The 12,465-nt window shown below is 60.5% G+C and carries 6 protein-coding genes and 1 pseudogene; all 7 read right to left on the bottom strand.

What is annotated here, in order from left to right:
• Positions 1-536 precede the first annotated feature (536 nt).
• Positions 537-1,334 (bottom strand): S-layer homology domain-containing protein, encoded by a 798-nt coding sequence (locus OMP40_RS19380; protein ID WP_277533820.1) that lies wholly within the window; start codon positions 1,332-1,334, stop codon positions 537-539.
• A complete protein-coding gene (locus OMP40_RS19375; protein ID WP_277533818.1) occupies positions 1,321-2,895 on the bottom strand; it encodes a hypothetical protein in 1,575 nt (524 codons plus the stop codon). Before OMP40_RS19375 ends, OMP40_RS19380 begins: the two co-directional genes overlap by 14 nt.
• The gene (locus OMP40_RS19370) at positions 2,813-4,705 is read right to left on the bottom strand and encodes a WD40/YVTN/BNR-like repeat-containing protein (protein ID WP_277533816.1); all 1,893 of its coding nucleotides are present in this window, start codon (positions 4,703-4,705) and stop codon (positions 2,813-2,815) included. The genes OMP40_RS19375 and OMP40_RS19370 overlap by 83 nt, the downstream gene beginning before the upstream one ends.
• Positions 4,706-4,996: 291 nt before the next feature.
• Positions 4,997-8,092 carry a BTAD domain-containing putative transcriptional regulator gene (locus OMP40_RS19365; RefSeq protein ID WP_277533815.1) on the bottom strand — a complete coding sequence of 1,032 codons (3,096 nt, stop codon included), beginning with the start codon at positions 8,090-8,092 and terminating at the stop codon, positions 4,997-4,999.
• 816 nt (positions 8,093-8,908) lie between these two features.
• Entirely contained in the window at positions 8,909-10,366 is a 1,458-nt protein-coding gene (locus tag OMP40_RS19360) for an extracellular solute-binding protein (RefSeq protein ID WP_277533814.1), read from the bottom strand.
• A 286-nt stretch (positions 10,367-10,652) separates the two neighbouring features.
• A complete protein-coding gene (locus OMP40_RS19355; RefSeq protein WP_277533812.1) occupies positions 10,653-11,543 on the bottom strand; it encodes a carbohydrate ABC transporter permease in 891 nt (296 codons plus the stop codon).
• Between the two features lie 19 nt (positions 11,544-11,562).
• Positions 11,563-12,463, bottom strand: a pseudogene (locus OMP40_RS19350) (ABC transporter permease).
• Between the last annotated feature and the right edge of the window lie 2 nt (positions 12,464-12,465).

The raw sequence follows: 12,465 nt of genomic DNA, 5'->3' as shown, positions 1-12,465 counted from the left end.
GTGGCGAAGGCTTTAAAAGCGCAGGCGGGAGTTCCGGCGGGTGGGGACGGCGTTAAAAGCGCGGGCGGGAGTTCCGGCGGGCGGGGACGGCGTTAAAAGCGCGGGCGGGAGTTCCGGCGGGTGGCGAAGGCTTTAAAAGCGCAGGCGGGAGTTCCGGCGGGTGGCGAAGGCACTGTACGCGTAGCGGACGGACCGAGGAGCCCTTATTCTTGTTCCGATCGCGATTCGCGGCCCGATCGCGGACCCAGATGACGCTAATTCAGGTTTGCCGACCTTTTTTTAGCCTTGATCCGTATAAATAACGTCCCTCCAGTCCGAATCGATCACCATGGGACCGGTTTTTACGAAAATAGCGTCTCCTGAGTCCGATGCCCTTTGCTTGACCTGCATTCAGCGCCTCCTCGCCGTTCTCATCTGCGCCTACCCGCATACTTCCCACCTCTCTTCGCTGTAAGGTTTGTAAGTGAAAGTAACGCCTTTCTGCTATATCAAAAAAAGGGGAATCCGCTGTTTAGAGCGAATTCCCCCTTTTTTGGTTACCTTCTTGTGCCCGATCGTGTCTGGTCGCATGCCGAGTCTCTTGGCTGGAAATCAGAACCCGACTGCATACCGTTTGCAGCCGGGTTCCTTTTGATTACTTGTTTTGAATAGTCAACATTCTCAGCAGAGCCGTGACCGCTTCCGCTCGCGTCAGCTTGTCGTCGGGAACGAACAAGTCCTCCCCCCTTGCCATTGACGATGCCCAGCTCCTTCATGGCCGTCACGGCGCCTTTGGCCCAGTCCGGAATGCGGCTATCGTCCGCAAAGCCCGTCGCGGCCGTCGCTTCGGCCGACCGTCCCAGCGCCCTGGCGATCATCGTCGCCATCTCCGCGCGCGTGACGAGGGCGTCCGGACGGAGCGTATTGTCGTCCGCGCCTTTCATAATGCCCGCGTAGACCGCTTGCGCAAGCGCTTTGCGCGCCCATTCGCCTATTTTCGCGTTGTCGCTGAACGTCAGCTGCTGCTCCGCTTCGCCATCCTGCGGCTTGAGCGCATTCATCAGCATGACCGCGAATTCCGCACGCGTCACCGAACCATTCGGCTTGAACGCACCGTTCGGATACCCGCTCACGATGCCGGCGGCGGCCGCCTGTTTAATGCCGGCTTCCGCCCAGTGACCCGCGATGTCCGTGAAGGCGTCCGTCTGCGCGCCCCCCGCAGCATCATCGTGACCGCCTACGGCGAATACCGCATACTTCGTGAAGTGATTCACCTTGACGCTGATCTTATTGCCGTTCACGTCGCCGCCGGGAACTTCCACCCAGACCCGGGTCAACTCGTCATAATAGAACACGGACGGTCGTTGCCCATTGCGCAAGTCCTCGGGTTTGAACGTAAAGGTCAGAACGACGTCTTTGCTGAAGTTCTCGGGGGAAATTTTTCGAAATTTCAAATACCCCGCTGACCGTCCCGTCCTTATCCGTGAGCAAACCTTGCGTATTCGCCAATTTTTGTATGGTAATATCAAGACTTTTGTATGCAGCCCCGGACGGGATCTCGACCTTGACCTCGCCGTCCAGGCTGACGTCTCCGGATTGGCCCGCGGACAGGGTCAAGCTGCCGTTCGTCGTCGAAGTTGCAACGGGCTGCGCAGGCGCCGGACTTCCGGAGTCGTTCGTAGGCGCGTTCACGGTCACCTTCGCCGCCGCGCTCGTGGCGGTCGCCGTCTGCGCGCCGTTTACGCCGCTATTGGTGTTCGTCACGACGACGTAGTAGTACGTCGTGCCTTCGCTCGCCGTCGGCACCGCGTACGTCGCACTCGTCGCGCCGACGATTACAGTGCCGCCGCTGTTGCTGTTTGTCGCGCTGTTGTACCATTGGTAGCTCAGCGTGCCGCCATCGCCCACCGTCGCCGCCACGCTCAGCGTCGGGCTCGTGTCTCCCACGCTCACGATCTCGTCCGCCGGCTGCGTCCCGATGCTCGGCGCTTCCGCGTTCACCAGCGCGTTCACGGTCACCTTCGCTGCCGCGCTCGTGGCGGTCGCCGTCTGCGTGCCGTTTGCGCCGCTGTTCGTGTTCGTCACGACGACGTAGTAGTACGTCGTGCCTTCGCTCGCCGTCGGCGCCGCATACGTCGCGCTCGTCGCGCCGACGATTACAGTGCCGCCGCTGTTGCTGTTCGTCGCGTTGCTGTACCATTGGTAGCTCAGCGTGCCGCCGTCGCCCACCGTCGCCGCCACGCTCAGCGTCGGGCTCGTGTCTCCCACGCTCACGGTCTCGTCCGCCGGCTGCGTCCCGATGCTCGGCGCTTCCGCGTTCACCAGCGCGTTCACGGTCACCTTCGCCGCCGCGCTCGTGGCGGTCGCCGTCTGCGTGCCGTTTACGCCGCTGTTCGTGTTCGTCACGACGACGTAGTAGTACGTCGTGCCTTCGCTCGCCGTCGGCGCCGCATACGTCGCGCTCGTCGCGCCGACGATTACAGTGCCGCCGCTGTTGCTGTTCGTCGCGTTGCTATACCATTGGTAGCTCAGCGTGCCGCCATCGCCCACCGTCGCCGCCACGCTCAGCGTCGGGCTCGTCGCGCCGACGTCGGCCGTCTCGTCCGCCGGCTGCGTCCCGATGCTCGGCGCTTCCGCGTTCACCAGCGCGTTCACGGTCACCTTCGCTGTGCCGCTCGTCGCGGTCGCTGTCTGCGTGCCGTTTACGCCGCTGTTCGTGTTCGTCACGACGACGTAGTAGTACGTCGTGCCTTCGCTCGCCGTCGGCGCCGCATACGTCGCGCTCGTCGCGCCGCCGATCGGCGTGCCGCCGCTGTTGCTGTCCGTAGCGTTGCTATACCATTGGTAGCTCAGCGTGCCGCCGTCGCCCACCGTCGCCGCCACGCTCAGCGTCGGGCTCGTATCGCCGACGCTCACGGTCTCGTCCGCCGGCTTGCGTCCCGATGCTCGGCGCTTCCGCGTTCACCAGCGCGTTCACGGTCACCTTCGCCGCCGCGCTCGTGGCGGTCGCCGTCTGCGTGCCGTTTACGCCGCTGTTCGTGTTCGTCACGACGACGTAGTAGTACGTCGTGCCTTCGCTCGCCGTCGGCGCCGCGTACGTCGCGCTCGTCGCGCCGACGATTACAGTGCCGCCGCTGTTGCTGTTTGTCGCGCTGTTGTACCATTGGTAGCTCAGCGTGCCGCCATCGCCCACCGTCGCCGCCACGCTCAGCGTCGGGCTCGTGTCTCCCACGCTCACGGTCTCGTCCGCCGGCTGCGTCCCGATGCTCGGCGCTTCCGCGTTCACCAGCGCGTTCACGGTCACCTTCGCCGCCGCGCTCGTGGCGGTCGCCGTCTGCGTGCCGTTTACGCCGCTGTTCGTGTTCGTCACGACGACGTAGTAGTACGTCGTGCCTTCGCTCGCCGTCGGCGCCGCATACGTCGCGCTCGTCGCGCCGACGATTACAGTGCCGCCGCTGTTGCTGTTCGTCGCGTTGCTGTACCATTGGTAGCTCAGCGTGCCGCCGTCGCCCACCGTCGCCGCCACGCTCAGCGTCGGGCTCGTGTCTCCCACGCTCACGGTCTCGTCCGCCGGCTGCGTCCCGATGCTCGGCGCTTCCGCGTTCACCAGCGCATTAACGGTCACCTTCGCCGCCGCGCTCGTGGCGGTCGCCGTCTGCGTGCCGTTTACGCCGCTATTGCTGTTCGTCACGACGGCGTAGTAGTACGTCGTGCCTTCGCTTGCCGTCGGCGCCGCGTACGTCGCGCTCGTCGCGCCGACGATTACAGTGCCGCCGCTGTTGCTGTTCGTCGCGTTGCTATACCATTGGTAGCTCAGCGTGCCGCCGTCGCCCACCGTCGCCGCCACGCTCAGCGTCGGGCTCGTGTCTCCCACGCTCAAGGTCTCGTCCGCCGGCTGCGTCCCGATGCTCGGCGCTTCCGCGTTTACCAACATGATTGTTTGTAGAATCGATCCCTGGTCACCCGTGGCCATATACGTACCATTGCCAGCCGTCAGCCCCCAGAACCCAATCGAAGTTCCCGAGCTATGACTGCTCCAGTGAATGCCGTCCGTGGAGGAGTCGATTAAGCCGGAAGAACCTGCCAAGACAAACACGCCATCGTTGAATAAAGCTCGTCGATAATAATCTGAAATCGGAGGCCATCCAGAGGGAGGGGAGTTTTGCCTTTCCGTCCAGATAGCCCCGTCCGGAGAGGTTAAAATGATTTTATTCTGGCCCCCCGCGACAAACAGCCCATTGCCGTAAGCAACCGCGTAAAGCTGATTGGTCGTGCCGGAGACGTTACTTGTCCAGGCAATTCCGTCCGTAGAGGTGAAAATGACGCCGCTATTGCCTACCGCTACATACTTGCCATTGCCATACGTGATACGGTTAAGGTCATAATAGGTGTTCGAATTTTGAGTCGTCCAGGTCACACCATCGGGAGATGTTAAAATCGTCCCGCTCTGCCCTACCGCAACATATAAGTTGTCTCCATACGCCACATCGTAAAGAATACTGGATACGCCCGGATTCCGGTTCGTCCAGTTAATGCCGTCGGAAGAGGTGAACAAATTGCCTTGCCAGCCGACGCCGACGAACAAGCCTCCGCCATACTCGACACTCGCCAGATAACTGAAGCCCGGAGGGGTTGTCGCGTCGGTCCACGTCTCGCCGTCGACAGAGCTGACGATCTTGTTGCCGCCTGCTACGAACACGCCGTTGCCATATGCGGCATCATACATAATTTCATAGCCGCCGTTCGCTCTTACCGTCCAACTGTCTAGCGCAGAGGCGGCATGTACGGATGCATGCACGGGCAAAAGTCCCGCTGCCAACACCGCCGTTAAAATCAGAGATAAACATCTTTTCATTGCCGCACTACCCTTTCTTCGCTGAACAGGTTTTAATCGCCCCCCCTACTATAGCAATGGATTAATTGACAAGGACTCAACAGTCCTCTCAACAAAATACGACTAAAAACGATAAAATGCGGCCGAGCGAACCTCTCCCCCGTGTCCTGTAGAATACGAAAATCAAACCTTCAGCCACTGCTTGGCCGCTTCGCTCGGCTCGATGCCGAACTCGGCGCGAAGCAGGCTGTGGAGGAAATCGTACTGCTTCTTGGCAGCGACGCGGTCTTCGGCAAGCATGTAGACGCGAATGAGCTTCGTATGCAGGCTCTCGTTAAAAGGATCGCAGGCAAGCGCACGCTTCAGGACGGCGATAGCAGCGGGAAAGTCTCGTTCATGAACGTATACGTCGTGGATCTGCAGCAGCATCCCCACGTATTCCTCCTCCAGACGGCCCCGCGCCTGCTCGGCCCACGCATAAGCGCTGTCTGCCAGGTAGCCCGTCCGATAGAAGTCGCCAAGCGATTGTTCGTAAGCTTTGACGCGCTCGATCGCGGCCGGGACGCCGGCGGACAGCAATTGACGCCACCGGTCGTAATCGCAGTCCAGCCGGTTCATATCCAATCTGTACTGGCCTTTCGCATAGTGAACCATCCCGTCGTATCCGATCGCCAGCAGCTGCTTGCGCAAATAGTGCACCGTCGTGTTCAACTGGGCGATCGCCCGCTTGGCGTCGACATGGCTCCATAAGGCCTCTACGATCTGGTACTTGTCGATCGCTTCCCCCCGATGATGCACCAGATAAGCCATCAGCTCCATCGTCTTGGAGGTGCGCCATTGGAGCTGATTCGCGCCCGCCCGTCCCGAATATGTCCGAAAATGTCCGAAGCAGCGCACCTCGATCCGCTCCGGCCGCTGCGTCTGCGCTTGCGGAATCGTAAGCGCCCGCAGCAAACCCTTCGCGTAGACTAACGGCTCGGAGGGAGCCGGCCCGGAATGGCTGGGCGCGTATCGTTCCACATACGCCGTCAGCATCTCCGCCATGACGGCGCCTTCGTCCGCGAAGCTGCGAATGAAGCCTTCCGGTTGCGCCAGTCGCAGGGCAAGCTCCAGCATCCTGAGCGACGCCTCGGCCCGGCCGGCGCGGTGCAGCGTCACGCTTTGCAGAATCGCCATCCGGATTCGGTTGCGAAGACGATCCTCCTTCCAGAACAATCGCTGCAGCCGTTCCGCGAGCGACAACGCTTCCTCATGCCGGCCGCAGGCGCCCAGCACGAAGGCGAACGTCATCTGCTCCGCCGCGCCGTTCAGCGACACGTCGTCCGCAGCGTTCATCCCGCAGCGCTCCAGCCACGCCGACGCCGCCTCCCAATTGCCCTGACGCACGGCGAGAGAAGCTTGCTCCGCCTCGATTTTCCGCAAAAACCGTTCATAATCCGGCGATTCGATCCGCAGCTTCAGCTCCTCCAGCAGTTCATTGGCACACGTCGAACGACCCAAGGCTTGCTGAATTCGCGAAGCGTAGAAGTAGATTTGAAGCAGGCTGCGCGGATTGATTTTACCGACCTGGGCTTTTAACGCCCGATCCAGCATCGCTTCCGCCTCCTCCAGCCGGTTCCATTCGTACCATACGCCGCTGCAGGTCGCATGCAGGATCGCCGCGGACGGATGCGACATGCCGTTCTCCAATCGTTGAAGCCACTCGCCCAAGAAGGAGGCGGCCGCCCGATAATCGTTGATATAAGACATCGGATCGTCGAACTCATCGTAGCCGTAATACTTGTTGTCCCCCATGGACGCAAAGAGACTGCCTTCCGGCGCGACCTGCTCCGCCAGGCGGAAGTACATCGACACCCGTTCCAAATCTTTCTGAAAATAGCCGGCGGCTGCGCACAAAAAGTAAATGTTGCCCATCAGCCGCTTCCATTCCGCCTCGTCCATGCGTTCCCGCATGGCTTCATAGCGGATTTTCGCCTGCTCTATTTTATCGAGCGCCGCTTCCCACTGCCGGGTGCCGATCAAAAGGGATAGATAAAGCATCTCGGCCATGGGCCGCTTCGCCAGGGCGCTTTCCGGCAGCTGAAGCACCCAGCCGCTCACCTTTTCGGCTTTTTTGTGCAGCAGCTCCAGAAGATTTTTCTCGATGAGGAACACGACATCGTCGTATTGGCGCCCGGCCAGGTAGTGCTCGGCGGCCTCCTCCTCGAAGCCGCGGGAAGCCAGCCACTGCGCCGCTTGAATATGAGCCTGCGTTTCCAGCTCCGGAGCCGTTCGGGCGAGCTGCCGCTGCAAAAAGTCGGACATGAGATGGTGATACCGGTACCAATGTCGATCATCGTCCAGCGGAATCGTGAACAGATTCGACTGTTCCAATTGTTCCAAATACGGCTGGCAATCGGGCATTCCCGTCACGGCGCGGCAGAGCGAATCGTTCATGCGGCTTAAGATCGACGTTCGTAGCAAAAAAGCGCGCAGCGCCTCCGGCAGATCGCGGAATACTTCCTGGAACAAATAATCGGAAATCCGATGCTGCTGGCCGCCGAATTGCCGGATGGTTCCCGCGATGTCGCCGCTGCTCTTCAGCGTGAGCGCCGCGAGCTGAAGTCCGCTGATCCAGCCCTCCGTCTGGTCGTACAACGCCTCGACCTGCTCGCCGGATAGCGGCAAATCCGTCGTGTCGCGGAAGAAGCTCAGACCTTCCTGGGGATCGAACCGCAAGTCCTGCGCCGTAATCCGCCGCATCTCGCCCCTGGCCAGCAGCCTGGCGGTCGGGATGGCCAGCTCGGTACGGCTCGCGATATAAAGATGAACGCGGGGCGGCAGACGCTCCAGCCAATAGCTCAGCGACTTCTGAATGTCGGCGTGCTCGATCAGATGATAGTCGTCCAGCACGATCGCGAGCTCGCCGGGATGCCGATGCAGTTCGTTCAGCATGGCGGAGACGGCAGGGTCCGGAGACGCGGAGGTAGCCGAGGGCCCCTCGTTCAGCAGCGGCCCGACCGCTTCGGCAAATCCGGGAACGACCGCCTGGATCGAGGCGGCGACGCAGCTCCAGAACGGAATCCATGCATCGTCCTGCTTGTCCAGCGACACCCACGCTACAGGGATGCCGCTTTGTCTCGCCCATTCGCTCAGCGCCGTCGTCTTGCCGTAACCGGCCGAAGCGGCGACGAGCGTCAGCTTGGCGCTCAGCCCCCCGTCAAGCTTCCGTATCAACCGCGGACGCGACACCAAAGCGCTGCGCACTTGAGGGATGTAAAGCTTAGTCTGAACAATCAATCGAATCCCTCCACGCCACGTTCCTAATGGACACCTATTGCAATACGTTGAAGCCCTCTCTGGACCTGAAGGGCTATGCCGGAGGTCGATATGTTCGATGCTCGCCTCTGGCTCGACAAAGTCTAGTTCGACAAAAATCCTCAAATTCCTATACGGAGCGAAGAAGATTTGTTCGTTGCGGTCTAGGGCGGGGAAAGGGAGCGTTATCCTGTCAGAGGAACCGTTAAGTGTTGAAACGCAGTTAATTTCCTTTAACATGACGTCCCCCGGATCTGCGCGCCGATTAACTGCTCTTTAACTCTTTAACAGTTATTCGTCTCCAACGCTCAGCTTTTATCTCCCAGTTCCAGCCCAGCCGTGGCCAATTTTGCTCGATCTCCCCCTCGGTCCGAGCGCCGCAGCGTCTCGGCCGTCCCAGGTAGGAACAAATCCGCTCGATCCGAGCGTCGCTGCGGCTCGGTCGTCCCAGGTAGGAACCAATCCGCCCGCTCCGGGCGTCGCTGCGTCTCGGTCGTCCCAGGTAGGAACAAATCCGCTCGATCCAGGCGTCGCTGCTTCACGGTCGTCCCATGTAGGAACAAATCCGCTCGCTCCGAGCGTCGCTGCGTCTCGGTCGTCCCATGTAGGAACAAATCCGCTCGCTCCGAGCGTCGCTGCTTCACGGTCGTCCCATGTAGGAACAAATCCGCTCGCTCCGAGCGTCGCTGCTTCACGGTCGTCCCATGTAGGAACAAATCCGCTCGCTCCAGGCGTCGCTGCGTCTCGGTCGTCCCATGTAATTAAGAAAAGGGTGAAGTCTGAGCTTCACCCCGAAAGTTATACATTCTGATATGCGCACAAAGAAGCCGCCCCGAAAGCCTTTGGCTTTCGGAACGGCCTCTTTTTTGTTACTTCATGCTTTTCCAGCGCTCGTACGCCGTCCGGTTGATCTGGACGAGCTCCGGCAGCCCCATCTTGTCGAGGGTATCGACGTACTTCTGCCAGTTGTCCAGCGACTCCGCCCCGGTGATGAATTTGGCTTCCATCTGGGAGACGTAGGTGTTGATGTCGTTTTTCATGGCGTTCACTTGCTTCTGCTCGTCCGCGGTCAGGAAGACGTTCGGGAACGGCTCCTTCCACACCTTCGGATATCCGGCCGCCTCCGTCTGCTCGTCGATGCGCGCGGTCAGCGGATCGTCCTGCTTGAGCACGAAGTCCTTGCTCCACCAGGCGATCGCGCCCATGCCCGCTGCCGGCGTCACCTTGCCGCCCCGGTATTCCTCGGCGTCCATGCCGGCCGGCGGCGTAAAGGTCCATTTCGTCTTCGTATCGTCGGTCCACTTCCAGTCCTCGCCTTCGACGCCGAAGCTCTGAAGCACCTTGCCTTCGTCGGAGAACAGGAAGTCGAGCCAGCGGATCGTCGCCTCCGGGTACGGGTTGTTTTTCGTGATCGCGAAGCCCCCCCGTCCAGACGTCCGAGAACTTCAGCCATACGGGATCCGCGTTGTCCGGGCTCGTCAGCGGCGGCACGGCCGCGTAGTCTTTGTCCCGGTCCGCGCCTACGCCAAGGAACGCGGCGGCATGATCGAACGAACCCAGGATGCCCGCCTGCCCCTTCGCCGACAGCTGCTCCGGCTTCAACGTGAACGTCTCGCGATCGAGCAGGTCTTCCTTGTACAGCTTGTTCATATAGGCGAGGTAGTCTTTGTACTGCGGCTCCGTAGGGACGAAGACCGCCTTGTCTTCCTTGTTCAGCTCGATGCCGTTAGAGACGTAGCCGAATGCGCTCAGAATGAAGTTTCGGGTCTGACCCAGGTTGACGGCCGAGAGCGGAATCTCGTCGGCTTTGCCGTTGCCGTTCGGGTCCTTCGTCTTGAACGCCTTGAGCACGTCGTACAGATCGTCGGTCGTCTTCGGCATCGCGAGGCCGAGCTTGTCGAGCCAGGACTGGTTGATCCACTGCTTGAAGGTGAGATCGCGCGGCACGTCCTGCACGATGCCCGTCGCATAGACATGGCCGTCCAGATTCGTCGTATTGCCCTTCAGCGTCGGGAATTGCTCCATCGCCTTTTTATAATTGACCGCGTACTTGTCGATCAGCCCTTCAAGCGGGATGAACGAGCCGTCCGCCCCGCGCGTCGTCTCCGTGTCCCGGTTGATCCACAGGAAGAAAGCGTCCGGCAGGTCGTTGCTCGCGAACGCGAGGTTTTTCTTCTCCTCGAAGCTGTCCGTCGGCGGCGTGATCCACTCGACATGGATATTCGTGATCTCCTCCATCTTCTTGAACAGCTTCATGCCGGCATAGTCGCCGTGAATGGCCGCTTTGGGCGCGAAAAACCTCAGGGTTATTTTCTCGTTGACGATGGGATAACCCGTCGGGTTGAAGTTGCCGTCCGCCGGCTTGCCGGACGCCGCCGATGTCGATTGCGCAGCCGAAGCTTGACCCGCGTTGTTGTCGTTTTTGTCGTTGCCGCCGGAGCAGCCGGCCAGCGCCGACGCCGCCAGGGTCGCGGTCAGCAGAGCCGAGATTTTTTTTATGCATGGATAATAGCCTCCTGGGAATGAAAGATGCGTTCGACGCTCAGCCCTTGACCGCGCCGACCATGATGCCCTTGACGAAGTAGCGCTGGAAAAACGGATAGGCGACGAGAACCGGCAGCGTAGAGACGATGATGACCGCGTACTTGAGCAATTGGGCGATCTCCGCCTGCTTCGCCAGCCCCTCCAGCACGCCGCCCGACTGCTTCATCGCTTCGTTCATTTGCGCCTGAACGAGAATTTCCCGAAGAATGAGCTGCAGCGGGTACAGATGCCGGTCGGACAAATAAATGAGCGCATCGAAATACGCGTTCCAATGGCCCACGCCGTAAAACAGCGCCATGACCGCAACGATGGGCTTGGCGAGCGGCAGGGCGATTCTCGCGAAGGCGACCAGATTGGACGCCCCGTCCATCATCGCCGCCTCGTGGACCTCGTCCGGAATCTCCGTCTCGAAGTACGTTCGGACGATGAGGATATTCCACACCGAGGCGGCGCCCGGCACGATAAGCGCCCAGATCGAGTCCAGCATGCCGAGATTTTTGACCAGCAGATACGTCGGGATCAACCCGCCGCTGAAAAACATCGTGAACAGCAGCAGCAGCAGAACCGTCGTCCGTCCCGTCAAGTCTTTGCGGGAGAGCGGATAGGCGCATGTCAATGTGACCGCAAGATTGAGCAGCGTGCCCGCCAGCGTGTAGACGATCGTATTGAGGTAGCCGGTCCAGATCTCCTCGTTGCGGAATACCCGCCTGAACCCCTCGAACGTAAGGTCGCGCGGCAGCAGCCATACCTTGCCCTTGTTCACAAGCTGCGGATCGCTGATCGAAGCAGCCAGGATGTGAAGGAGGGGGAAGAGCACAAGGATGAGCACGATGGACAGCACGGCGGCGTTGGCGATCAGGAAAAGCCGGTCGGCTCCCTTTTCTCGCATGGATGAATCTCCCCCCCTTCTACCACAGGCTCGTCTGGTTAATCCGGCGCGCCAGCTGGTTGACCGCGAGCAGCAGCACGCAATTAATCACTGAATTGAACAAATTGACCGCCGTCGAATAGCTGTACTGCGCCTGGGCCAGCCCGATCTTGTACACGTTCGTGGCGATGACCTCCGACGCTTCGAGATTCAGCGGGTTCTGGAGCAGGAAGATCTTCTCGAAGCCGACGCTCATCAGACTGCCCGTGCTCAGAATGAGCAGCACGATCATGACCGGGCGGATCCCGGGCAGGTTGATATGCCAGATCCGGCGGAGCACCGAAGCGCCGTCGATCTTCGCGGCCTCGTGCAGCTGCGGATCGATGCCGGCCAGCGCGGCCAGATAGATGATCGACCACCAGCCAAGCTCCTGCCAGACCCCAGAGAATACATAAAGCGTCTTGAACCAGCCGGGCTCGGTGAGGAAGGAGACCGACTGTCCGCCGAAGGCGGCGACGATCCGGTTGACGATGCCGCTCTGGGGCGACAGGAACAGCGTCAGCATCCCCCGCCAGTACGACGACCGAGATGAAGTGGGGGGCGTACGTAACCGTTTGCAGCAATTTGCGGAACTTCATGCTTCTCACTTCGTTCAGCATCAGCGCGAACAGAATCGGCAGCGGAAAATTGACGACCAGGCTGTACAGGCTGATGCCCAGCGTATTGCGGATGATCGTGCCGAAATAATAGGAGTCGAAAAATCGCCTGAAATGCGCCAGCCCGACCCACTCGCTTCCCCAGATGCCTTTGACGGGGTCGTAGTCCTTGAAGGCGAGCAGAACGCCGTACATCGGCAAGTAATGGAACACGACGAAGTAGGTTAGCGCGGGAAGCAGCAGCAGGTAGAGATCCAGGTTGCGAAGCGCCCGCCGGTTAACCATCG

Origin of the sequence: Cohnella rhizosphaerae (assembly GCF_029525575.1) — a bacterium.
In the GTDB taxonomy this organism is placed as follows: domain Bacteria; phylum Bacillota; class Bacilli; order Paenibacillales; family Paenibacillaceae; genus Cohnella; species Cohnella rhizosphaerae.
This window is presented reverse-complemented; position numbering and strand designations above follow the sequence as displayed.